Source organism: Vibrio sp. ER1A, assembly GCF_000733315.1.
GTDB lineage: Bacteria > Pseudomonadota > Gammaproteobacteria > Enterobacterales > Vibrionaceae > Vibrio > Vibrio mediterranei.
Map to the genome: position 1 here is coordinate 47055 of NZ_JPJA01000089.1, position 22120 is coordinate 69174.

General features: G+C 47.4%; 27 protein-coding genes. 13 read left to right on the forward strand and 14 right to left on the reverse strand.

The window, feature by feature from the left end:
- Window positions 1-90: 90 nt before the first annotated feature.
- Window positions 91-1413, forward strand: coding sequence for an amino acid permease (locus HW45_RS17850; RefSeq protein ID WP_038228676.1), 1323 nt, complete (start codon window positions 91-93; stop codon window positions 1411-1413).
- A gap of 63 nt (window positions 1414-1476) precedes the next feature.
- On the opposite strand, the gene HW45_RS17855 is transcribed toward HW45_RS17850, so the two are convergent.
- The 6 genes from HW45_RS17855 to flgA form a co-directional block, all read right to left on the reverse strand.
- Window positions 1477-2748 (reverse strand): NRAMP family divalent metal transporter, encoded by a 1272-nt coding sequence (locus HW45_RS17855; RefSeq protein WP_038228678.1) that lies wholly within the window; start codon window positions 2746-2748, stop codon window positions 1477-1479.
- A 327-nt stretch (window positions 2749-3075) separates the two neighbouring features.
- Window positions 3076-3960: a DMT family transporter gene (locus HW45_RS17860; protein ID WP_006072101.1), complete on the reverse strand. Its 885-nt coding sequence runs from the start codon at window positions 3958-3960 to the stop codon at window positions 3076-3078.
- Between the two features lie 91 nt (window positions 3961-4051).
- A complete protein-coding gene (locus HW45_RS17865; RefSeq protein ID WP_051868217.1) occupies window positions 4052-4774 on the reverse strand; it encodes a lytic transglycosylase domain-containing protein in 723 nt (240 codons plus the stop codon).
- The gene (flgN, locus tag HW45_RS17870) at window positions 4764-5201 is read right to left on the reverse strand and encodes a flagellar export chaperone FlgN (RefSeq protein WP_038228680.1); all 438 of its coding nucleotides are present in this window, start codon (window positions 5199-5201) and stop codon (window positions 4764-4766) included. Before flgN ends, HW45_RS17865 begins: the two co-directional genes overlap by 11 nt.
- 41 nt (window positions 5202-5242) lie before the next feature.
- Window positions 5243-5527: a flagellar biosynthesis anti-sigma factor FlgM gene (gene flgM / locus HW45_RS17875; protein WP_038228682.1), complete on the reverse strand. Its 285-nt coding sequence runs from the start codon at window positions 5525-5527 to the stop codon at window positions 5243-5245.
- Window positions 5528-5688: 161 nt separating this feature from the next.
- Window positions 5689-6384 (reverse strand): flagellar basal body P-ring formation chaperone FlgA, encoded by a 696-nt coding sequence (flgA, locus tag HW45_RS17880; RefSeq protein WP_235225504.1) that lies wholly within the window; start codon window positions 6382-6384, stop codon window positions 5689-5691.
- A gap of 160 nt (window positions 6385-6544) precedes the next feature.
- Between flgA and flgB the strand changes: the two genes are divergently transcribed.
- The 12 genes from flgB to HW45_RS17940 are packed head-to-tail and all read left to right on the forward strand — an operon-like array spanning window position 6545 to window position 16581.
- Window positions 6545-6907, forward strand: coding sequence for a flagellar basal body rod protein FlgB (flgB, locus tag HW45_RS17885; RefSeq protein ID WP_006072109.1), 363 nt, complete (start codon window positions 6545-6547; stop codon window positions 6905-6907).
- Between the two features lie 2 nt (window positions 6908-6909).
- Window positions 6910-7344, forward strand: a complete 435-nt coding sequence (flgC, locus tag HW45_RS17890; RefSeq protein WP_006072110.1) for a flagellar basal body rod protein FlgC — start codon at window positions 6910-6912, stop codon at window positions 7342-7344.
- Entirely contained in the window at window positions 7344-8021 is a 678-nt protein-coding gene (gene flgD / locus HW45_RS17895; protein ID WP_038228684.1) for a flagellar hook assembly protein FlgD, read from the forward strand. Before flgC ends, flgD begins: the two co-directional genes overlap by 1 nt.
- 58 nt (window positions 8022-8079) lie before the next feature.
- Window positions 8080-9276 (forward strand): flagellar hook protein FlgE, encoded by a 1197-nt coding sequence (flgE, locus tag HW45_RS17900; protein WP_038228686.1) that lies wholly within the window; start codon window positions 8080-8082, stop codon window positions 9274-9276.
- 10 nt (window positions 9277-9286) lie between these two features.
- Entirely contained in the window at window positions 9287-10018 is a 732-nt protein-coding gene (locus tag HW45_RS17905) for a flagellar basal body rod protein FlgF (protein ID WP_006072116.1), read from the forward strand.
- A gap of 23 nt (window positions 10019-10041) precedes the next feature.
- Window positions 10042-10827, forward strand: a complete 786-nt coding sequence (flgG, locus tag HW45_RS17910; RefSeq protein ID WP_006072118.1) for a flagellar basal-body rod protein FlgG — start codon at window positions 10042-10044, stop codon at window positions 10825-10827.
- Window positions 10828-10867: 40 nt separating this feature from the next.
- A complete protein-coding gene (flgH, locus tag HW45_RS17915) occupies window positions 10868-11542 on the forward strand; it encodes a flagellar basal body L-ring protein FlgH (RefSeq protein WP_006072121.1) in 675 nt (224 codons plus the stop codon).
- A complete protein-coding gene (locus HW45_RS17920) occupies window positions 11542-12663 on the forward strand; it encodes a flagellar basal body P-ring protein FlgI (RefSeq protein ID WP_006072123.1) in 1122 nt (373 codons plus the stop codon). The genes flgH and HW45_RS17920 overlap by 1 nt, the downstream gene beginning before the upstream one ends.
- A gap of 9 nt (window positions 12664-12672) precedes the next feature.
- Window positions 12673-13227 carry a rod-binding protein gene (locus HW45_RS17925; RefSeq protein ID WP_038228688.1) on the forward strand — a complete coding sequence of 185 codons (555 nt, stop codon included), beginning with the start codon at window positions 12673-12675 and terminating at the stop codon, window positions 13225-13227.
- Between the two features lie 2 nt (window positions 13228-13229).
- Entirely contained in the window at window positions 13230-14603 is a 1374-nt protein-coding gene (flgK, locus tag HW45_RS17930; RefSeq protein ID WP_038228690.1) for a flagellar hook-associated protein FlgK, read from the forward strand.
- 9 nt (window positions 14604-14612) lie between these two features.
- The gene (flgL, locus tag HW45_RS17935) at window positions 14613-15512 is read left to right on the forward strand and encodes a flagellar hook-associated protein FlgL (protein ID WP_038228691.1); all 900 of its coding nucleotides are present in this window, start codon (window positions 14613-14615) and stop codon (window positions 15510-15512) included.
- 31 nt (window positions 15513-15543) lie between these two features.
- The gene (locus HW45_RS17940; protein ID WP_038228693.1) at window positions 15544-16581 is read left to right on the forward strand and encodes a hypothetical protein; all 1038 of its coding nucleotides are present in this window, start codon (window positions 15544-15546) and stop codon (window positions 16579-16581) included.
- Window positions 16582-16875: 294 nt separating this feature from the next.
- On the opposite strand, the gene HW45_RS17945 is transcribed toward HW45_RS17940, so the two are convergent.
- From HW45_RS17945 to fliS, 8 genes are all read right to left on the reverse strand, one after another.
- The gene (locus HW45_RS17945) at window positions 16876-17169 is read right to left on the reverse strand and encodes a hypothetical protein (RefSeq protein ID WP_006072133.1); all 294 of its coding nucleotides are present in this window, start codon (window positions 17167-17169) and stop codon (window positions 16876-16878) included.
- A gap of 90 nt (window positions 17170-17259) precedes the next feature.
- The gene (locus tag HW45_RS17950; protein WP_038228695.1) at window positions 17260-18249 is read right to left on the reverse strand and encodes a flagellar motor protein MotB; all 990 of its coding nucleotides are present in this window, start codon (window positions 18247-18249) and stop codon (window positions 17260-17262) included.
- Window positions 18249-19106 carry a flagellar motor stator protein MotA gene (gene motA / locus HW45_RS17955; RefSeq protein ID WP_006072135.1) on the reverse strand — a complete coding sequence of 286 codons (858 nt, stop codon included), beginning with the start codon at window positions 19104-19106 and terminating at the stop codon, window positions 18249-18251. Before motA ends, HW45_RS17950 begins: the two co-directional genes overlap by 1 nt.
- Window positions 19107-19115: 9 nt before the next feature.
- Window positions 19116-19844, reverse strand: coding sequence for a FliA/WhiG family RNA polymerase sigma factor (locus tag HW45_RS17960; protein WP_006072137.1), 729 nt, complete (start codon window positions 19842-19844; stop codon window positions 19116-19118).
- Between the two features lie 9 nt (window positions 19845-19853).
- On the reverse strand, window positions 19854-20342 hold the full coding sequence (locus HW45_RS17965; protein WP_006072139.1) for a flagellar basal body-associated FliL family protein: 489 nt from the start codon (window positions 20340-20342) through the stop codon (window positions 19854-19856).
- Window positions 20343-20376: 34 nt separating this feature from the next.
- On the reverse strand, window positions 20377-21426 hold the full coding sequence (locus HW45_RS17970; RefSeq protein ID WP_038228697.1) for a flagellar hook-length control protein FliK: 1050 nt from the start codon (window positions 21424-21426) through the stop codon (window positions 20377-20379).
- 4 nt (window positions 21427-21430) lie between these two features.
- A complete protein-coding gene (locus HW45_RS17975; protein ID WP_006072143.1) occupies window positions 21431-21742 on the reverse strand; it encodes a hypothetical protein in 312 nt (103 codons plus the stop codon).
- Window positions 21726-22112, reverse strand: a complete 387-nt coding sequence (fliS, locus tag HW45_RS17980) for a flagellar export chaperone FliS (RefSeq protein WP_006072145.1) — start codon at window positions 22110-22112, stop codon at window positions 21726-21728. The genes HW45_RS17975 and fliS overlap by 17 nt, the downstream gene beginning before the upstream one ends.
- Between the last annotated feature and the right edge of the window lie 8 nt (window positions 22113-22120).

Below are 22120 nucleotides of genomic sequence, written 5' to 3' on the forward strand. Positions count from 1 at the left end.
TTGTTAATGTACTCTCTAAAAATCATCTGAGTTCCACTTAGAAAATAACAAAAAACAGAACAATAATTAATTCCAAAACGGAGACGTACAATGACACAGATTAGTGATGGCATCGAGCTAAGAGAGCAAGAAACGCCTTACGAAAAAGCAGGAATGTCGCTGCAAGAATGGCAAAAAGCCATTAAATTCGATAGCGTAGATATTGGTTGGATTGTGATGAGTATCGGCATGGCTATTGGTGCTGGTATCGTATTTCTTCCGGTTCAAGTCGGGGTAATGGGACTTTGGGTTTTCTTACTCTCTTCGGTTATTGGTTACCCTGCCATGTACTTATTCCAGAAGCTGTTCATTAATACATTGGCTGAATCAAAAGAATGTACTGACTATCCGGGAGTCATTACTGGCTATTTAGGCAAGAACTGGGGTATGGCTTTAGGTGCATTATATTTCATCATGCTAGTTATCTGGGTGTTAGTTTATTCCCTAGCAGTGACTAATGACAGTGCATCATACCTGCATTCATTTGGAGTGACAGAAACGAAGTTAAGCGATAATGTTTTTTATGGATTAGCACTTATTTGTGTGCTTTCTTTTATCGGCTCTAAAGGTGAAAAGCTGTTATTTAAACTGTCTGGGTTTATGGCAGTAACGGTCCTCTCACTGGTTGCACTAATGGGTGTGCTTTTGGTTGCAAGATGGGATTTTAATAATATTCCAGCGGTGGGCAATATAGGCCCTATGATTAAAGATGCCATTATTACTCTACCATTTACGCTGACCTCAATTTTATTCATCCAGTCTCTTAGCCCGATGGTGATTTCTTATCGCTCTCACGAGAAGTCTATCGAAGTTGCGCGTTATAAAGCGACCCGTGCGATGAAGATTGCCTTTGCGATTCTCTTTGTTATCGTATTCTTCTTTGCTGTTTCCTTTACGTTTGCTATCAGCCAAGACCAAGCGGCTGATGCAATGAACCAAAACATTTCTGCGTTAGCGATTATTGCTAAATACTTCCCAGGCAGCTGGGCGACAATTGCTGGTATCGTAATCAATATTTTTGCTGTTGTGACGTCTTTCTTCGGCGTATTCTTGGCATTCAAGGAAGCGTGTACTGGTTTGGCTATGAATGTGATTCTACGTAAATACGATGAGTCTCAAGTAGATGCTAAATTGATCAGCAAGTTGGTTACTGTTTTCATTATTTTACTTGCTTGGGGTGCTATCGCCATCAATGCTCCAATCCTATCATTTACTTCGATTTGTAGCCCTGTGTTTGGTTTGGTTGGTTGTTTGATTCCAGCGTACTTGGTGTATCAAGTCCCGCACTTAGCGAAATATAAAGGCATGGCGACCAATATGATTATCGTAACGGGTATCCTGCTTTGTATCTCTCCGTTCTTAGCGTTCTTGTAATCAAATACATAATTATACGCTAGCCTAAAAAAACGCCGAGCATTGAGCTCGGCGTTGCTGTTTTTACATTATCCATTTCCACCAAATGAATAAGGCGAGGAAACCGAACAAATAGATTAAGCCTAGAATTGACAGTGCTTTTAGCTTACTGCCCATTTGAAGAGCTGTCGGTAGCTCCGTTTTAGAGACAAGAATGTAGTTCAAAAGAGCAAAAATAGGCGTCGTCACAAAGGCCATGATCATCGCAAAGTTGAGCATTGGCATTAGCGCTTGAGCAAAGAAGGCAATGATAGAGATCGCGACAATAGAAACCACGATGACCCAGGCTTGATAAGTCTTCGGATTCTCTTCCGTTTGATTTTGCAGTAGACGTTGTGACTCCGCGATTGCGCGTGAATAACCGTCGATCACCGTGATAGTACTACCAAAGATACAGAAGAAGGCGATGACCGCAATTAGATAACGAGACCATTCACCGATGGTCGAAGCATACATGCTCACCAATTGATGGGAAAATCCTACGCCTGATGCTGAAAGCTCAGTACCAGAACCATGAATTACCAAAGCACCTAAGGCGACAAAAACAATCGCCAATACAGCTGTACCAATATAACCGACGTTGAAATCAAACAAAGCAGACTCTGCAGTCACTTTTTGTTTCTTACACTGACTCTTGAGCCACATAGATGTGATGCTAGAAATCTCAATTGGAGCAGGCATCCAACCCATGGTAACCACAATAAAGCCAATAGCGGCAATCGTCCAAGGAGAAGGGGATTGATAATCTGCCGGAGCTACACTGCCGTTAGAAGCGGCGATAACGACAGCTGTAACCGTCGCAACGGTGAGTGTTGCCATGATGGCTTTTGACAGCCCATCCAATGCCCTGTAGTGCCCTGCAAACAGAATTGCTACACAAGTCACTAAGACCACGCCACATAGAGCTAACGAAGGTAGTTCAAAAGGTAGGAAATAACCAAGTAGGCTGGCACTGAATAGTAGAAGCGCTGCGGTGTTTACCACTGCAGAAATAACATTGAGAATCGTGAAGACCCAAAGGTAGCCGCGACCAAGTCCCGCGTAGCCTTGAATAAGGCTATCACCAGTACCTACGGTATATTGAACACCTGCTCGGAAGAATGGGTATTTAAATAGGTTTACGAGCAGAATGAGTGCAGCTAATTGCCAACCATAAATAGCACCTGCTTTGGTTGAAGCGACGAGATGTGAACCGCCAACGGCGGCGGCAGCCATCATAATGCCGGGGCCAAGTGAACGAATTAATTGAGAGATGCCGGGACGAGCGGCACTGGATGAAGGAATGGAGTTATCCATAAAGCATTTCCTTTGTCATTATTATCCGTAGAGGGAGTGTTGGGCTGTATCTAAATGTTTACACTTTGATTATTAATTTATTTAGTGCGCTTACATTTCTACAGGTTTTTTAGAGTGATGCAATGCCAAAAAGGCCATGTCATTTTCCAATTTGGAGTTAATGATTGTTTTGGTGGTTTTTTCTGGAGTTTTATGCTGATAAAGAGAGGGGCGGAAAAAGTTCGTTTTTGAGATCTAGGTAAAAAAAGTATGAAAAAAACGGCTGATGATGCAGTAAACCAAACGTTTAAAACGCTTGGTTTACTGCAGTTGATAAGCGGAGTGAAGTTATGCTTTGCGTTTGATTTGCTGAACAACTAGTCCGATAACAATCAGTACTAAGCCAACTAACGTGGATGGATGTATTTCTTCGCCGATAACATATGCTAGCAACATCAAAGAAATAAACGGTGATGCAAATATAAGGTTACTAATACGAGCGGTGTTCTGTGTTAGTTTCAGCGCACTTAGCCATAAGACAAAGGTTATGCCCATCTCAAATAGACCCACATAGGACACCGCCAGCCAACCTTTGATGCTGATGGTTGACCACGCTGCGCCTTCATAAAGTGCGACGGCAAAGGCAAACGGTAGTGCGACTAAAAAACCGAGTAACACACCAACAACAGGGTCGGCGGTATTGCGAGTATTTAAGATCCAATAACCCGCCCAAAGTAGAGTAGAAAGCAGGGCTAAACCGACGCCAGCAGGACTATCGAACTGTAATCCCAGTACATCGCCTTTGGTGGCGATAACCACAACACCTAAATAGCCCAACGCACATGCAAACCAGTCTTGAGGGCGAATTTTCTGCTTTAGAAAAACCGCGGCCATTAAGGTCAAGGTAATGGCCCAACTGTAGTTGATGGGCTGAGCTTGCGAAGCCGGTAGCAAGTCGTAAGCTTTGAACAAAATTAGGTAATACGCTAGCGGGTTAATCAAACCAAGTAGCAGATAATAAAATGGGTTTGAGACAAAGGTGGTCTTTACTTGCGACAAGGTACCTTGAAATGCGCAGACTGCGACTAAGGCAAGGGTTGAGGCGAATGAGGCTGCTGCGACCATTTGTGCTGGTGTGAATTCAGCTAAAGTCAATTTAAATGCCGTCGCGACTGTTGACCACAGGAGGACAGCGGACAATCCGAAGATGATTGCCTTGCGTTCGTTATGCATGAAAGTGAGTCTGGGTGAATAGGTTAGAATGTCAGCATCTTACCAGTGAATAAGGTGATGGGAACAAGCAATTTTTAGATTGTTAGCTTAGTCACAGCGAAATCAAGGGGGGCAGTGGTGTTAAGTCGATAAGCGGTGCTTGTTGCCAATGGGTTTCGCTGGCAAACAGCCACATTGTCGTCACGCGATCTTGTCTTAGTGAATTCACGTCGACTAATGCCAATAGAGCATAAAACCGGTGAACGTAGTGTGTGGTCTCAGTGGGTAATCGTAAATCTGAAAATTGCCGACTACCCGCTCTTTTGATGGCTCGCTGTACACGCCCTTCACCTGCGTTGTAGGCGGCGAGAGTCAGGTTAATATCACCGTCAAACTTGTTATACAGAAAGTCGAGATATTGCATCGCCGCATGTGTGCTCGGCGCTATCTCAAAACGTTGGTCGTGCTGCTGAGTCACTGTGAGCCCAAAACGTTTCGCAGTAGCCGGCATTAGCTGCCAAAGCCCGGCTGCTTTTGCAGGCGAAATAGCTTTAGGGTTATAGGAGGACTCAAGCATGGGAACTAAAACTAAACTGTCTGGCAGAGAACGCTTAGAGAGCTGTTTGAAGATCTCATCGACCAAAGGGTTGAATTCTTCAAACTTCTTCATGATCTGTTTTTGGTAAGGCTTTAGAGTGTCTAAATGGGGCTGGATTGCACTCTCTGGCGGCCGACTATTCGCATGGCTGGGACGAAACCAGAGACACGCAAAGATAAGTCCCACCCATAATAGTAAGTGGTAACAGTAGATGTTGCGGTTCAGGTTACCTGACATGTTCCCCATAACAGTGTTGTTCTTGCCCTGTTAACTCCCCGAGCAACTCATGGAAAGCGGCCGAACTTTGTCCATTGTCATGATTGTACTTTTGGCACTCTTTAATCAGCGCTTCTAGAATTTGCCATTGCTTGGCAATAGTGTCGGACAGTTTGGCTGGCAGAGCGCGAATGAGCTTTTTAGCTCCGTTTTCAGAACATGGCAGTTGCAGTTGTTGCAACGTGTGGCTGCGTTTACTGGCATTGCTTCCTAATTGCTTGAGAACCGGCAGTTGGTTATGAATGTTGTTACTCAATGCTTCACCATCAAACTTTAAGTACAGCGCTTTTTGATGCTGTAGCAGCGCCAATAGCTTGCGATAAAGCTTGATGTCTTCAGAGATTGAAAGTACAAATTGCTGGACTAGCTCTGTCCTTGTTGCTGCCATTTAGTTGTCCTCTTGCTGAGACATAGCCCATTAAATAACGGCTAAGACTCATGTCCTGTATGAAAACGCATTACTGCTTGTGATAACGCTTTGACGTCTAGTCCCAACTCTCCTTTCGCCAGTGCATTACGAACCGCCTCAACCTTTGCCATATCGACATTCGGCATTGCGGCAAGTTCGGCTTGGGCTTTATCCAATGCTACTGTATTGGCATTAAACGCCGACTCAGAAACGGTCTTGCGCGTCGGAGCTTCAGTGGTCTGTGTTTTAGATTGATTAAAGTTGGTTTGAGGGACGTGCCCACCGGCCACCTTGTCGATTTTCATTGCTATGTTGTCCTGTCGCTGTGTCGTTAACAGTATAGGGCGGCAAAAGTGAAGGCAGTATTAAATCTGCCTTGATGAATTTGGGTCTTTTTATTTTTTTACAGCAGAAATCCGATTTGATTCGAGCACTAAAATCGAAAATTGTTATCTTGAGTCAGAAATTAGAACTGAGTGTGAACTTGGTTCAAACCTGTTACCACAGCTCGAATTACTTTCTTAGATTGGCTATTTTGCACCTCGATTTGCTCACCTGCTCCACCGGTTTCCAACGCAATGCCTTTCGTGCTGGCATTGAATTTTCCTTTTGCTGCAATGATGACGACTTCATTGCCCTTCTCGACGAGCGGAGGCTTGACCACGAAGCTGGCATCAATGATTTGGCCTGTTCGCATACGGCGAGAGACTTGGTTACCAATGATTTGTGATAAATCAGCAACGAAATGAACGGCGCGATTGAGAGTGCGAGTTTCCAGTTGTACCGATGCTGCGGTGATCTGAGTATCTCGATTTAATGTTTGACTGGCGACGGCGACAGGCAGCGATAAGGTCACTTTGGCGCTGGTGTTGATGCGCCACTCGTTGTAACCATCTTGGCATTGCACACTGCGTCTTAAGTTGCCTACAGGCAGTGCCTGACTATCTCGGCTTGTGATAATCAATGGTGCTTGGCATTTCGCTAAATGTTTTGCTGACTCTGGAACGAACATCACCAGATTGGTTTCGTAGTGTTGCCAGTTTTGTCTCTGGGCGGTGCGTTCGATCTCCGCCAAGACGGACTGTTGTACTGCCACTTCCACGTCTTGTGGCGTCATTTTTTGCTGAGTTTCGGCCTGTGAAGGTAAAGTTAGCAGCAGCAAAAAAGCACTTCCTAGCCACTTCCTCATCCCACGTCTTGCTTCCGTAAAACGGAAGTTCCATTTCCTGATAAATATGTAAGTCATTGTTTTTGTTTTATAAAAAAATTGGCACATATCTTGTTATTTCCCTTGGTACTTCGCCCATTTAAGGACAAGAGACATGGCAATCAGTTTTGATAGTGCATTGGGGGTTCACCCACAAGCACTCAACTTTCGGGTTCAGCGTACCAAGGTGCTTGCTAGTAACTTAGCAAATGTCGATACCCCTGGATACCTAGCCAAAGACTTGAGTTTTACCACCGTGATGAAGCAAGCCAATCCAAATGGTGTGCATACGCCAACACCAAAATTGGACATTGCGACGCAATACTCAGTGCCTTACCAAAACAGTAAAGACGGCAATACCGTTGAGCTCGGTGTAGAGCAAGCCAAGTTCACCCAAAACAACATGGATTTCCAAACCAGTCTGACCTTTATGAATATGAAATTCAGTGGTTTGGCTAAAGCGATAGAGGGACGCTAATCATGTCATTCACTGATATCTATTCCATCGCAGGCTCTGCGATGACGGCGCAAACTGTGCGATTGAACACGGTGGCAAGTAACTTGGCAAACGCTGATGCCGTGTCGGCTAACCCAGATGATGCTTACAAAGCGTTAAAGCCAGTATTTGCCACGGTATACAGTCAAACTCAACTTGCCGCGGGACAAAATGTGTATCCGAATGCGGAAGTGCGCATTGTTGATGTGGTGCAAAGTGACGCCAAAGCTGATCAGCGTTTTGAGCCCAACAACCCGCTGGCAAATGAAGAAGGCTATGTGTACTACCCAGGTGTCGATGTGGTGGCGGAAATGGCCGATATGATGTCGGCAACTCGCAGCTTTGAAACCAACGTTGAAGTGCTGGCTAATGTGAAAAGCATGCAGCAAGGCTTGTTGAGACTGGGAGAAGGACGCTAATGAGTATCGCGCAATTTACCGCTCTGGATACGGACACGCCGGCTGCGAGTCAAAGTAATGCTGGTATCGCTGCCAACCCACAAGACATGAACAGCGCAACGTCACTGCAAAATGAGTTTATCACCTTGATGGTGGCGCAGATTCAAAACCAAGACCCACTGAACCCACTAGACGGCACTGAGTATGTCAGCCAATTAGCACAGTTCTCACAGGTACAGAGTACCGAGAATATGTCGATGCTGATGCAAAACAGTATGGTACTGCTGGATAACATGCAGGTGCTTTCAACGGCAGGGCTAGTGGGGCAAACCGTGTATGTCAGTGGTAATGAAGTGGAGTTATCGGACGGGATACAAAACGGCCGCGTTGAGCTGGCGCATTCATCCAATCAAGTGACCTTAGTTGTAGAAGACGAGTTCGGTCAGAAAACCAAAGTACCGCTTGGCGCACACCCTGCGGGAGACGTGGATTTTTCAATCAACCCTGAAGAGTTGGGTCTTAAGCCCGGTAAGTACTCGCTATCGGTAGAGGTTCAAGAAGGTCAGGCAGACCCTAACTTATTGCTTGCCGGTGAAGTGAAGCAAGTACGAATTCCAAGTAACGGAGCTGCAGCCATGGTGAATATCGCTGGTGTTGGCAACGTGCCTTTCTATCAAATCAGTCAGTTTGGTGCCTAGCGCCTACGCTCATCGCACAACAACGTGCTGAGACACATTATCAGAATTAGAGGACATTATGAGCTTTGATATCGCATTAAGTGGCTTGGACGCTACTAACACTCAGCTTAATACCATCAGCCACAATATTGCTAACGCATCGACTTACGGTTTTAAAGAAGCGCGCACAGAATTCTCTGCGGTGTATAACGGTATGCAAGCCGGAGGGGTAGAAGTCGCATCCATCTCGCAAAACTTTGATAAGAACGGTTCGGTTTCGGGAACAGGTCGTGCTATGGACTTGGCCATCAATGGTAATGGCTTCTTCGTTACTAAAGACCATATGGGGCAAACGCTGTATACCCGTGCGGGCGTATTTGGTACCGATAAAGACAACTATGTGGTTGGTAATACGGGAGCGAAACTGCAAGGTTATGGTGTTGATAGCAACAATAATCTACTGACGGGTTCAGTGGGCGATTTGAAAATCAGCACGTCATCACTAGCAGCACAAGCGACTGATAAGTTGGACTTTGTAGCTAACTTTGACGCCAGCTCAAAAGTGGTCGATCAAACAGTTAACCCATTTGACCCAGCAGACCCAAGTTCTTTCAACTCATCATATACCTCCAAAGTTTACGACTCCTTAGGCAACTCGCATACGGTGACTCAGTACTTCACTAAGACTGCAGACAATACTTGGGAAGTGAATGTTCAGGTTGACGGTGGTAGTACGCCAGCACAAACGGTTCCGGTGACCTTCAATCCGGATGGCACATTAGCCTCACCAACGGGCAGCTTTAACGTTGCGTTTCCTGCGGCAGGTGCGAATGCCATGAGCATCGATATTAGCCTTGAAGGCAGCACTCAGTTTGGCGCGGCATTTGGTGTGAGTACCAACAATCCCAACGGTTATACCTCTGGTGAATTAGCAGGCGTGCGCGTTGAAGATAACGGTATGGTGTTTGCGACCTACACCAATGGTCAATCTCAACTGCAAGGACAAGTGGTGTTAGCCAACTTTGCCAACCCTCAAGGGCTTGCGAAAACCAATGGTACGGCATGGACTCAAAGCTATGGCTCAGGGGCGCCAGTCATGGGTACCCCGGGCTCTGGTGTGTTAGGTGACCTAACGCCGGGTGCATTAGAAGGCTCGAACGTTGACCTGACCTCTGAGCTTGTGAACTTGATGACAGCACAGCGCAACTATCAAGCTAACGCCAAAACCATCTCAACGTCTGACAAGCTCACTCAAGCTCTGTTTAACGCAGTATAAGGTGTAGAGCATGGATAGCTTGTTATTCACAGCAACCACAGGGGCGAGCCGAGTACTCAAAGCGCAACACGTTCGCTCCAACAACTTATCGAACGCGGACACTGCAGGTTTTCGCGCAGATATGGAACGCGTTAAAAGCATTCCCCTCCAAGGTTCTGGTTTTGATGGCCGTACTATGGTGGTCACCAACTCGGCAGCGACACGCTTTGATGCTGGCGATGTGGTGAAAACGGGCCGAGCGCTAGATATTGCCATCATGGGTGAAGGCTACATCAGTGTACAAACCCCTACCGGCAATGAGGCATACACTCGTGCCGGTAACATCAAAGTCGATGAACTGGGTGCGATGAGCATCAATGGTTTTGCCGTGGTCGGTGATAATGGCCCGATGGTACTGCCTGAGTTCCAAAAGGTAGAGATCAGTGAACGTGGTCGTGTTTCGGTGATTCCTCCAGGCGGTGGTGCCGAAGTGGAAGTAGGCACATTGAAGTTGGTCAAACCGGATATGAATCAACTGCAAAAGGAAAGCGATAGTTTGCTGCATAGCCTTGATGGCCAACCTTTTGCCGCTGATCCAACGGTAAACCTTGCCCCGGAACATATCGAAGGTAGTAACGTGTCAGCCATTGATGAGCTGCTTAGCGTTATGTCACTTACCAGAAACTTTGAGATGCAAATCCGCATGATGAAAACGGCGGAAACCCTTGCGCAATCCGGCAACAAATTAATGAGTGCGAGCTAATCGCTCGCGCCAAGGAGTAAACCATGCATTCAGCATTATGGGTCAGTAAAACAGGGATGGCCGCCCAAGATACAAAAATGACGGCGATTTCCAATAACCTTGCCAACGTTAATACCGTAGGCTTCAAACGCGACCGAGTGGTGTTTGAAGACTTATTTTATAGCATTCAGCGCCAGCCAGGCGCGCAAGTCGACCAAGTGAACCAACTACCGACTGGGGTTCAGTTAGGTAGTGGTGTGCGTGTGGTGGGCACTCAAAAAGTCTTTACTCAAGGCAGCGCGCAAAACACAGGGCAAGACCTAGACCTAGCTGTGATGGGACAAGGCTTTTTCCAGATTGAAAACTCTGATGGCCAGATCATGTATACCCGAAATGGTCAGTTCCATGTCAATTCAGAAGGTCTGATGGTAAACAGCCAAGGTTTGCCATTGGAGCCTCAAATTCAGATTCCCGATAACGCTTTGACACTCTCTGTTGGTGTTGATGGCACGGTGACTGCGACCACGGCAGACGGTCCTGCGCCACAGGATCTAGGACAAATCACCCTAGCGAAATTTGTTAACCCAGCAGGTCTAGAAGCCATTGGCGGCAACTTGTTTAAAGAGACCGAAGCCAGTGGGCAAGCAGAAGAGCTGATTGCCGGTGAAGAAGGGGCGGGCAGTATCAAGCAAGGCGCATTAGAAGGCTCAAACGTGCAAGTAGTGGAAGAGATGGTCGATATGATCACCACCCAACGCGCTTATGAAATGAACGCCAAGGTGGTCTCGGCTGCCGATGACATGCTGAAGTTCGTCGCACAAGCGGTGTAGGTTAGTAAAGTTGGGAATTAACGGAAAAGGGATAAGTGGTATGAAATGGCTTTCTCGCTGGGGAGTGGTAATTGGGCTACTCGTGCTTACTGGCTGTGCAGCTCGACCAGAGTTTGTACCACCAGAGCCGGATGAACAAAAGTATGCGCCGCCTGAGCTCAATTACGCGCTGCCACAAGCAACGGGAGGAAGCCTCTATCGCCATCAATATAACTTAACCTTATTCCAAGACCGTCGAGCGTACCGAGTGGGTGATGTACTGACGATTTTGCTGGTGGAAGAAACGCAATCGAGCAAGAAAGCGGATACCAAATTCGGCAAGACGTCTAAAGTGGATTTTGGTGCGGCAACCGTTGGTGGAAACACCTTTGACGAGACGGCGGTGGGTCTTAATGGCAGCCGAGCTTTTGATGGCAGTGCCGCTAGCTCCCAAGGTAATAAGTTAGAAGGCGCTATTACGGTCACGGTACATGAAGTGATGCCCAATGGCGTACTTAAAATTAGCGGTGAGAAATGGATTCGTCTTAACCAAGGCGATGAATTTATTCGCGTCACGGGCATTATTCGTGCCGACGATGTGGACCGTTACAACCAAGTGTTTTCTCATCGCATAGGGGATGCGCGCATCACCTACTCTGGACGTGGTGCTTTAGCTGACAGCAACTCTGCTGGTTGGCTCACTCAGTTCTTTACCAGCCCATGGATGCCGTTCTAATGACTCAACAACGCTATTTCTTTACTTCAATTCTACTGGCATTTGCTCTCGGTATGATGTCATCAGCCAGAGCCGAGGTAGAAATCCCAATTATGGATCTGGTGGACGTACAGGGTGTGCGCACTAACCAGCTTGTTGGTTATGGTTTGGTTGTGGGTCTTGACGGCCAAGGGGACCGAAACCAAGTGAAGTTTACCGCTCAGTCTATCACCAATATGCTGCGCCAATTTGGGGTACAAATCGGTGATGATGCGAATCCAAAATTGCGTAACGTCGCCTCGGTGAGTGTCACTGCTTCGGTGGACCCGATGGCAGGCCCAGGGCAAATGTTGGATATAGTGGTCTCGTCAATTGGTGATGCCAAGAGTTTACGTGGAGGCACGTTACTCTTAACGCCATTGCGAGGTGTGGATGGTGAAGTCTACGCAGTTGCTCAGGGTAATGTGGTGGTTGGAGGTGTGTCTGCTGAAGGACGCAGCGGTTCTAAAATCGCAGTAAATACGCCCACCGCAGGACGAGTGCCTAATGGCGCAACCTTAGAACGTGAGATCCCGTCGGACTTTAACTCTCGTTCTCAAATCACGTTGAATCTACGTAAAGCCAGCTTCACCACGGCAAAGAATATCGCTCGTGAAATCAATGGTACGTTTGGTCCAGATGTGGCTATTGCTATCAACAAAGTGCGCGTCGATATGCGCGCGCCAAAAGATACTCAGCAGCGTGTAACCATGATGTCGATGCTAGAGGAAATGAGTGTCGTAGAGGGACGCAAACCTGCTCGTATTGTCTTTAACTCGCGCACCGGCACGGTTGTCGTAGGTCAAAACGTTAAAGTGACGGAAGCCGCGGTAAGCCATGGCAACCTAACGGTATCGATTACTGAGTCTCAACAAGTGAGCCAACCGAATGCTTTCGCTGACGGTGACACGGTTGTGGTCGATCAATCGAAAATTGATATCAGTGAAGACCAAGCGCAAATGGTGATTTGGCCTGAAGGGACAGAGCTCAACACCATTGTGAATGCCGTCAACAGTTTGGGGGCAACCCCAACCGATTTGATGTCCATTCTACAAGCCTTGCATGAAGCAGGTGCGCTCAATGCCGAGTTGGTAGTGATCTAGGAGAGTGTGATGAAAATAGACGCGATGAATGACAGCACGAGAATTAATAGCATGCTCTATCACGACAATGCCGCTCTGACCAACATTAAACACAGTGCCGATGAGCAAGGGGCACTAAAAGAAGTCGCCGGGCAGTTCGAAGCCATGTTCTTGCAAATGGTACTGCGCCAAATGCGCAGCAGTAGTGACGTACTGGCAGATGAAGACAGCCCTTTCTCGTCGCAGCAACATGGTGTGTTTCGAGATATGCACGACGGACAATTGGCTATCGAACTTGCCAAAAAGCAGAATTCTGGCATTGCCGATATGCTGGTGAAACAGCTAAGCCCTAGTCAAGCGTCAGCCTCGAACCTCGAGGTGCAGTTCGACCCTAGCTTAACACGCACCCTAGGCTCGGCTAACGATATGGAAGCAAGTTCACAGGTTAGCACAACAGCTTCGCTTCACAGTGACGATGTGATTAATGGCATCGATCATTCCGTCGCCTTCACTATTCAGTCCCCAAGCGAGGCGGCCACGACCATGGCGTTTTCTCAGCCTCTTATTAGAACAACGGAGCTCTAGTTATGAACCTCGTCAATATTGCGCTTTCAGGCATGAATGCCAACCGAGTGGCATTGGATGTGACCGCTCAAAACGTCGCCAATATTAATACGCCGGGATACAGCCGTCAGCAAGCGGTAATGGCGTCGCTGGCTGGGGGGAAATACGATAAAACCAGCCCAGGTATGGGGGTGGAAGTGACCAGTATTCGCCGAGTGACCGATCAATATTTGGTGAAGCAAACGTGGTCAACGGCCAGTGCCGCTAACTACGCATCGGGTTATACCAGCGCCATGAGTCAGTTGGAAAACATGTTAGGGGCTGATGGCTTTAGCTTATCGGCGGGCTTAGATTCTCTATTTGCAGCACTGAACGATGCAACGACAAAGCCTGAATCAACCCCACTGCGTCAACAGGTGATTAATGAGTCGGAGGCCTTAGCTCGCCGCTTCAATACTTTGACCGAATCGCTGCATAATCAACATAAAGATGTACATGACCAGCGTAACGCCGCCATTTCTCATGCAAATAGCTTGATGTCCAATATCGCGGAAGTGAATAAGCAAATTGTTGAAATGCAAGGCACGGGTGGTAACCCTGCGCAGTTGATGGACACGCGTGATGCGCTTGTGGGAGAACTTTCCAAAGTGATGGAAGTGAAGACCACCGATCAAGCGGATGGCAGTATTCAAGTCTCATTGGCTTCAGGGCAGCCTTTAGTAATGGGCAGCGATGCCAGTGTGATTAAAGCGATTCCTGACCCAAGCGATCCATATCTTGCCGACATCCATATTGAGTTTGGCAATCAAACCTTTGCGGCTAAAGGTGACCTTGGCGGTAAGTTGGGCTCACTTCATGACTATCAAGTGGATGTACTCAAACCCTATCAAGATGCCATCGATGATATGGCGCGTAGTTTAGCGGATGAAATGAATGCGGTCTTGGCGGCAGGTCAGGACCTTAATGGCAATACGGGTAAGGCCCTATTTAGCTACGACCCAGCGAACCCAGCAGCCAGCTTAACCATCACCGACATTAAGGCAGATGAGTTAGCGTTTTCGAGCGATGGCAACCCAGGTAACAGTGATAACCTCAAGGACTTGATTGCCATCAGTAATAAACCAGTGACCATCACTGGCTTTGGTTCCCTATCGCTGAATGACACGTTTACTGCGATGGTTGGCGAAACGGCAATCAAAGCTCGCCAAGCGGAATCAGACTACCAAGCGAAACAGTCAATGTTTGAACAGTCGGTGGCAGCGCGCGATAACGTCAGTGCCGTCAACAGTGATGAAGAAGCCGCAAACTTAATGACCTTTGCCAATGCGCACAATGCCAATATGAAGGTGATCAGTACGGCTAACCAGCTGTTTGATTCCGTTTTGCAGTTATTTTAAGGAGTTAGTATGAGAATCAGTGATACTCAATTTAGCCAGATGATGCTGCAAAGCTTGCAGACCAATAATGCTGGGCTTGGCAAAGTGTTACAACAAATGGCGACGGGTGATCGGTTGACTAAACTGTCTGACGACCCAATGGCTTCAATTCAGTTGTTGAACCTCGACCGTGAAGGCAGCGCAATTAATCAATATCAACGCAATATTGCTAATGTGAAAACCACGCTATCAAGCCAAGAGGTTTATCTCGATTCGGTTAATGAGAGCCTAAAAAGTATGCGTGAATTGGTGCTGTGGGGTTCCAATGGCACGCTGACGGACGAAGACCGCGCCGGCATGATCACCGAGCTGGAAAGTCTGCGTGATTCCATCGAATCTTCGTTTAACGCTCAGGATGAAGAAGGGCACTATTTGTTCTCGGGCACCAAAACTGATACGCCAGCACTATCAAACTCTGGGGCAGGTTATGTCGTCGATGGTAACAGCGATAAGCGAGTAGTGACGGTTGCGAAAGGCGTCACCATGGAGTCGAACATGACGGCCAAGGATATTCTTGAGCTTGGTGGAGGAAACAACGTACTTAATCAAATCGATGCGTTGATTGTCGAATTTAAGAACCCGAGTCCAAATTTCAAAGCTGAAGTTGATGCTAGCCTGAACGCCATAGATGATACCTTGGGTAACGTGCTTGGGGCGATGACCGAGATCGGTGGCCGCCACAATAACCTTGATTTGATGGATGGCGCACACGGTGAAAACAAGTTGTTCGTTGATAAAGTGACCAGTGATATTTCTGCGTTGGATTACGGCGAAGCATCTGTGCGTCTCAGCAACTACATGGCGGCATTACAAGCGACTCAAGCCAGCTATGTAAAAATCAACGATCTCTCACTTTTTGACCGTATTTAGGTCTAAGAATTAGGTAACAAGGAAAGGTGTTATGGCAGTAAGTACGGTTGAAGTTAGACCGCATAGTATCAAGCTAACAGGGCAAGAAGCGGCCAGTATCGCGCCCTCACAAGCGTCCACTGATACCAGTACCTCACTGTCAAAGCGCCTGCTAAGACCTCAAGCTGACATTACGTCAGCTTATTCACTTTCAGGCGTGTTGCTGACACAAGGTCAGCAACACGCTACTTCAGTGCAGATTGCCACTAAAGCACTGCAAGGTGTCGGTAAAGAGCTCACCCAAGTAAAGCGCCAACTGACCCAAGCGCTTTCGCATGGTGTTAACAATACCATGCCTGATTCGTTGGTACGCTCTAAAGCCACGATTGAAGCGACATTGAATCAAGCGAGGTTTGATGGCAAGCGAGTGGTGGATAATGAGCTTAATCTTAAACTCGATACCGCCGATGTGCGCCGTTTTTCTATTCCAGGACTTAACGTCCATCGTATGAGCGAAAGAGCCGAGCAAATTCGACTGGATTTCCCAAGTGGCGGTTCAGTTGTGTTGCAGTTTGATGGCCAATCTGATGGTGTTCGAACGGTGAAACAGCTCGATCGCAGCTTAATCCCCATGGGTATGCGTGCCTCTTTATCGCAGGATGGCAGCATTTTGTTTGATGTCCATGAATCTGCTTATGCGGCCATGCAGCAACAAGTGCTGGTTACTGGGCAAGGACACCGTTTCCCTGCCGGACAAGCGAACGCATTCAATATTCAAGCTGAGCCTGATGGCATGGCGGAGTTAAAATTCGACTTAGCGTCTCGTGATGGCATCAAACAGTCCATTGCTAAGGTCAATCAACATTTACAGCAAGCACAAGTAAGCTTAAACGAAGCCAGACAATTTCAATCTCAATTGAATACCCAAATGTCGCGCATTCAAAGCCAGTCTAATGTGCCATCTTCAGAACAAGTTGCCCAAAAGCTCAATGACTTCACTCAGCTCTCTCAAGACTTCACTACTACATTTAAAGCCCTCAATGCACAAGCGAATGTTCGTCGTCATACTGTAGTTGCATTGCTTAAATAATCCCTTCGAAAAACCTCGGAAACAAATCATTCTCCTCACGGATGTGAGGATTTTCAGCTGCCCGTGAAAAGAGAAATTGTCACGGCGGCATCCTCTCTCCTGCAATCTCAAATAGATGGTCATCTTCGTGACAACGAAGAATTTCTAAATCGCGTAGATGACTGAAAATTAAAAGTAAGTCATGTTATTTGGGTTTGATATGCACTGTATGAGATTCCCTTCTTCAAGGGAATGACGAACGTTTTTTTGGGGGGATGACACCTGAAGTAAATGACTTACTAAATAGGGTTCAAGTCACACCAAAAAGAAAAAATACAAAAAGCAGATAAACGCTAACAGCGTCGCTGAAAGAGTAGGGTAGATGATGTAGGCGTCGCGCTTATTGGTTCTGCGGAAGCAGAGGAAAGTCAGTAGGCCGTTATAGACCACGAGCAGTAAGCTGATCCCCGTTCCTCCTTTTAAAGACAGTGTGGATAACTGACTTAAAAACAGAGCAAGCAACGCGTAATCAATAATGATCAGCCACAAAAATGCTTTTTGAAGCGGGTCAGATTTGCTGTCTGCAATGTGAGGATGAGTTTGACGCATAACACGCTCTACTTCGATGAAATCAATAAGAAATTATTAGCATATTTAGGTGTTCTACCTAAGCATAGAACACCTGATTAAGCGCGCAAGCTAAAGTGCTTGTGGCTCGACGGAAGAGGTGCCTTCCGACTCAAAGCGAATGGTATCGGTTCGGAACACAGGTTGATTAAACTGAGCCTTCTCACGTGCCTTTTCGACCTCGTTAGTCGGCTGTTCGCCAAATAAGGTGCTGATCACTTCGGCAGCTGGAGTGGTCAAGACAAACAGTTCAATACGGCGGTTCTCACTCGATTTAGGATCCTGCTGATTGAGCAGCGCTCGGTCAGACATTCCGGTGACTTGTAGCACTCTTTGCTCAGGCATTCCGCCAGCGACCAAGGTTTGTCGGGCGCTATTGGCTCGAGATGAGGACAGTTCCCAGTTCGAGGAGCTACTGAACGCTTTGCGGTATTGCGTTGCGTCAGTGTGTCCGCTGATGATCATCGGGTTTTCAACACGCTGGAATACCGGTGCTAATGCCAATAACAGGTCTTCAAAGAAAGGGGTAAGTGTTGAACCTCCTCGTCGGAACATGTTTTGTTTGTAGTCATCTTGCAGCACGATTCTTAAGCCTTGTGGGGTGACCGTGACGTCAACGTTCCCATCAGCATTAATCTGGCGCATCATTTCATTGACCACTTTCGCCAAGGCTTCTAAGCGCTCTTGGGTATCAAAGGTGCCGTTGATCAGCGAGTCCGACTCTGGTCCATCGCGATCACCCTGGAAAAAAGAGGTCACGGTATGCACTGAGTCATGACGGCTGGTCACCGATGAGTCGGAGGCAAGATCAATAGGGGAGATACTTTGTGAAGTATCGAAAAGGCTGCCAGTGCTCTTATCAAAAACACTGGCCATTTGTAGGTGGGCGACAATTGCTTTGCGCTCTTCTTTGTCGACTACTTGCATTACCCATAACACGAGGAACAGAGCCATTAACGCGATCATAAAGTCGGCTAAGGCGACTTTCCAAGCACCGCCATGGTACTCATGGTCATGGCGGCGTCCTGAACGCTTAAAGACGACTTGCTCTTGTTTTTGCATTATCCCTCCTGTTCAGCTAGCCACCTCTCCATTTGATTAAAGGTTGGTTTGATGTCGAGCTGAATGTGTTTGCGGCCAGCATCAATCGCGAGCAACGTCGGCTTTTTCGCTACATAGGCGACCAGTGTCGCGCGGATGCAGTCGAAGGCTGACATATCACGCTTAACGCGTTGAGCCATGGCATTACTGGCTGGGTCTAAACAGCAGTAACAACCAAAAATACCTAAAAATGTACCTACTAGAGCGGCGGCGACGTGATAGCCAATCAAGGCAATGGAACCATCAATAGCTTGCATAGTGATGATGATCCCGCCAACGGCTGCCAATATCCCAAAACCGGGTAGAGCTTCTGCCGTACGTTGCATTGAGCGAGATGGAAGCAGCAGGTCTGATTCAATCGCTTCAATCTCTTGCTCTAGTAGTCCCTCTAATTCATGAGGCGACATTTGTCCCATTGCCATTAAACGCAAATTGTCGGTAATGAAAGAAACAAGACGATAATCACGGCTAACCAGTGGGTAACGGTTGAAAATCGGGCTTTGTTCTGGGTTCTCGATGTGTTTATCGAGTGCTTTGAAGCCACCACTGCGAACGGTTTCTAACAAGACTTGTAGTAATGCCATTAATTCCATGTAGAACGCTTGCTCGTCCTTGTGAGGTGACATAATAGAGCGAAGCTGGCTGCGCATTTCTTTCAAGACTTGCGGAGGGTTACCTATGATCAATGAGCCGACTGTGGCACCGATGATGATCAGAAATTCGGCTGGCTGCCAAATGGCCATCATGCTTCCCCCGGCCCAAACGTAACCGCCGAAGACACACATCAGAATAATGATCGCGCCCATAAACTTTTGCATATGTGACTCCTAAGAAGATAGTAATTGGTTGAGTTGTTTTAGCGCTTGTTTGTGGAGCTGACAGATCCGTGGTGGTGTCAGTTCGAGTACCAAGGCAATTTCATGTAGGTTGAGTTCGTGCTGATAAAACAGTGTCATCAGCAGTTGTTCTCGTTTTGGCAATTTTGCGAGAGCGACCTCTAGACTGCGGCGAATATGCTCATGGCTCATGCCTTCATAGGCACTATCTACCTGACCTTCCAGCCCTTTCTCTATCAACTGATCGAGACTTTGCATCTCGCCAGCCATTGAGGCGCTGAGCCGAGTGTGATAATCCGCTTGATCGGTGCCGAGGGCTTTAATGATCTCTTGCTCCGTCGGCATTCGCTTCAGTGCTTTGGTGAGATCGCGGGTGATATCGTTGAGCTCATGCGCTTGCTGGCGTGTTTTACGTGAACGCCAATCAAGTCGGCGTAGCTCATCCAAAATAGAGCCTCGAATACGACACACAGCAAATGCAGGGAAGTTGGGGTCATCGATATTGCCATAGCGACGCCCTGCTTCCAGTAACCCTATCAATCCTATTTGCTGCATGTCTTCGATGCTGCAATGGGTCGTAGCATGGTTACGCAGTTGATTGACCACTCGTTTCACCAAAATCTGGTGTTGGCTCAGAAGACGATTTTCATCAATGGGTGTCGTTGGCGAATTCACTTCGTCGGCGACACCATAACTGTCCGTGTAATTCATATCCAACATAGGCGGCCTCTACTGCACGACGTACTTGGTAAGCAGTACATCGTCGATATCGCGTATCACCTCAGTTTTAGCAAACGCCATCATCACAGTGTTTTTTACTTCGTCCTGTAGCGATGCAAGGGCTTGTTCGCCATGAAGGTCTTCATAAGTTTTTTGGCTGAACAAGTTGAGCATGGCATTGCGGACAATGGGCATGTAGTCATTGATGTTCTGCAGTCGATCTGGGCGGCGAGTCTCTACCGCTAGCTCGATCATTACAAAGTGAGTTTGCTTCTTGCCTCTGACACTCAGTACTACCTTGTCCAATGATTGAAAGCTTGGGCCTTGGCTACTTTGGTTGTCTTGGGTCAAAAACGACAGTGGAGTGTCTTCAATCATGCTGCGGTCATCGCCCGCTTGCTTTAAATACCAGGCTGCACCAAACACAGTAGCAGCAGAGACCAAGGCACTGGTCACTATCATGGCGATGAACATGGCGAAGAGTTGCGGTTTAGTCATAATTTATTTCCTATGAGGTACTTAGTGCATAGCACTAGGCTTGCGTACTGAGCCAGTGTTCAGCAGTGGTAAAGGTGGATTGAAATGAAGAGTCATCATCAAAGCGACGAGAGGCGAGAACCGTCGACTCTTCCTCCTGACTATGCTGCGGTGATTCGTGTTGGCCTTCTCCAGTACCGACCTGAACGTCAACATGCATAAAGTTCTGATTTTGCAGTTCAAATCGAAGACGTTCTGAGACCTGCATTAATGCCTCGCGTGTAGCAGCGGCATTGGCATTGATTTGCACACTTAAGCGATCGCCTTCAACACGAACCATAAGATCCAATTTGCCAAGTTCAGGCGGATCTAATCTGATCCGAGCCTCTTGCAAGTTTTGTTGAGCTTGTAGAGTGACTCGGTCGTTGAGCACCTGCAGCATTTGCTCCCCCCATTTACCTGCTTGAGTGTCCACTCGAACCGGTGCCCATTCTGTTGTGGAAGGTGTGGTAGATACTGGCGCAGGAGTAGTCTGGTGACCTTGAGTTTGTTGGGCTGGCACTACCTGGCTACTTAAGTTTGTTAGTGAGTTAGCTATCTCTGCATTAATGGGGCGAGAGACGGCGTTGTCTGGCGCTGCTTGTGTCACCAGCAGAGCCGGGTTGACCGAGTTACGTGTTGAGCTTTCTTTACCTATCGCTATTGATGGGTGAGCGACATGTGCCTCAACTTGAGGTGCCGCGGAATGGCGTGTATTGGCGTTGACCACAAACTGACTAAGTAGCTCGGAAGCTTGTTGCTGCAGTGAGGTTGCAGGTGTTTGGCTTGTTGCAACGGCAGAACCTTGAGGCAACTCTGGCTCGGTAATCAGTGTCGCAAGTGTAGCGTGCACAGCATTTTCGTCAGCATTATCTGCCCCGTTGGTTAACAAAGGGTCATCAACCACGGATTGATCGTGTTGTTTTGGCGCTTTAACGAGCTGGCCAAAAGGGACAGCAGCGTCCTTAGGTGATGAGGTACTTGCTGCATTAATGCTCTGGTTTGATGAACCATCACTAACACGCGCCGAACTGTCACCACTTTGAATATTGGTCATGGTTAGCATGGGGTTACTCCAATGTCATCGCAAGTTGATAAGCCACTGTTCGCTCTTTTTCCTCGCTCACACTGTGGAGGCGTTTTTTGAGTTCACTGGTTGCAACGGACAACGCTTCGTATGCCGCTAAATGAGTCTGTCTAGCGTGGCGAATTTCGGGTGCTAACCTAGGGTCCTTTAAGTAAGGTCTATGGGTGTCCAAAAGCTCACGAAGCTGTACGTCGTAGCGTTTTAGTGCGTGCCAATCTTCCGTTTTTGTCGCGATTTCAATAAGTTTACTGAGGTGTCGGAATCGCTCAGGGGACACCTTATGCTTGATTGCCAAAATTCAACCATCCTTCTCTGATATTGCCCATCACACGCTCTACACTGGCGAGTTTTTCCACGTCATTGTGAATACTGGCTTGATAGAGTTCGATTTGGCAGAAGTCATAAAGTTGGTGCAAGTTCTCGGCGATTTCGCCACCATTTTCATCATCAAGTGCGCTATCTAGGCCGACAAGAATGTTCATACACTTGCTGATACCATCACCCTTTTCGGCTAAGCGCCCTGCGCCTATATGACCGCGCACACGTTCAATTTCATTAAGTAAACCGTCGATCAGCATCACCACTAGTTGATGTGGGTTTGCGGCTGCTGCTTGGGCATCTAAATCGACTTGCTGATATGAGTCGTAGCCTGAATCCATTAGCATAATTTTGT

Coding starts and splice junctions, on each gene's coding strand:
- HW45_RS17850 (WP_038228676.1), top strand. CDS start 91: ATGACACAGATTAGTGATGGCATCGAGCTAAGAGAGCAAGAAACGCCT.
- HW45_RS17855 (WP_038228678.1), bottom strand. CDS start 2,748: ATGGATAACTCCATTCCTTCATCCAGTGCCGCTCGTCCCGGCATCTCT.
- HW45_RS17860 (WP_006072101.1), bottom strand. CDS start 3,960: ATGCATAACGAACGCAAGGCAATCATCTTCGGATTGTCCGCTGTCCTC.
- HW45_RS17865 (WP_051868217.1), bottom strand. CDS start 4,774: ATGTCAGGTAACCTGAACCGCAACATCTACTGTTACCACTTACTATTA.
- flgN (WP_038228680.1), bottom strand. CDS start 5,201: ATGGCAGCAACAAGGACAGAGCTAGTCCAGCAATTTGTACTTTCAATC.
- flgM (WP_038228682.1), bottom strand. CDS start 5,527: ATGAAAATCGACAAGGTGGCCGGTGGGCACGTCCCTCAAACCAACTTT.
- flgB (WP_006072109.1), top strand. CDS start 6,545: ATGGCAATCAGTTTTGATAGTGCATTGGGGGTTCACCCACAAGCACTC.
- flgC (WP_006072110.1), top strand. CDS start 6,910: ATGTCATTCACTGATATCTATTCCATCGCAGGCTCTGCGATGACGGCG.
- flgD (WP_038228684.1), top strand. CDS start 7,344: ATGAGTATCGCGCAATTTACCGCTCTGGATACGGACACGCCGGCTGCG.
- flgE (WP_038228686.1), top strand. CDS start 8,080: ATGAGCTTTGATATCGCATTAAGTGGCTTGGACGCTACTAACACTCAG.
- HW45_RS17905 (WP_006072116.1), top strand. CDS start 9,287: ATGGATAGCTTGTTATTCACAGCAACCACAGGGGCGAGCCGAGTACTC.
- flgG (WP_006072118.1), top strand. CDS start 10,042: ATGCATTCAGCATTATGGGTCAGTAAAACAGGGATGGCCGCCCAAGAT.
- flgH (WP_006072121.1), top strand. CDS start 10,868: ATGAAATGGCTTTCTCGCTGGGGAGTGGTAATTGGGCTACTCGTGCTT.
- HW45_RS17920 (WP_006072123.1), top strand. CDS start 11,542: ATGACTCAACAACGCTATTTCTTTACTTCAATTCTACTGGCATTTGCT.
- HW45_RS17925 (WP_038228688.1), top strand. CDS start 12,673: ATGAAAATAGACGCGATGAATGACAGCACGAGAATTAATAGCATGCTC.
- flgK (WP_038228690.1), top strand. CDS start 13,230: ATGAACCTCGTCAATATTGCGCTTTCAGGCATGAATGCCAACCGAGTG.
- flgL (WP_038228691.1), top strand. CDS start 14,613: ATGAGAATCAGTGATACTCAATTTAGCCAGATGATGCTGCAAAGCTTG.
- HW45_RS17940 (WP_038228693.1), top strand. CDS start 15,544: ATGGCAGTAAGTACGGTTGAAGTTAGACCGCATAGTATCAAGCTAACA.
- HW45_RS17945 (WP_006072133.1), bottom strand. CDS start 17,169: ATGCGTCAAACTCATCCTCACATTGCAGACAGCAAATCTGACCCGCTT.
- HW45_RS17950 (WP_038228695.1), bottom strand. CDS start 18,249: ATGCAAAAACAAGAGCAAGTCGTCTTTAAGCGTTCAGGACGCCGCCAT.
- motA (WP_006072135.1), bottom strand. CDS start 19,106: ATGCAAAAGTTTATGGGCGCGATCATTATTCTGATGTGTGTCTTCGGC.
- HW45_RS17960 (WP_006072137.1), bottom strand. CDS start 19,844: ATGTTGGATATGAATTACACGGACAGTTATGGTGTCGCCGACGAAGTG.
- HW45_RS17965 (WP_006072139.1), bottom strand. CDS start 20,342: ATGACTAAACCGCAACTCTTCGCCATGTTCATCGCCATGATAGTGACC.
- HW45_RS17970 (WP_038228697.1), bottom strand. CDS start 21,426: ATGCTAACCATGACCAATATTCAAAGTGGTGACAGTTCGGCGCGTGTT.
- fliS (WP_006072145.1), bottom strand. CDS start 22,112: ATGCTAATGGATTCAGGCTACGACTCATATCAGCAAGTCGATTTAGAT.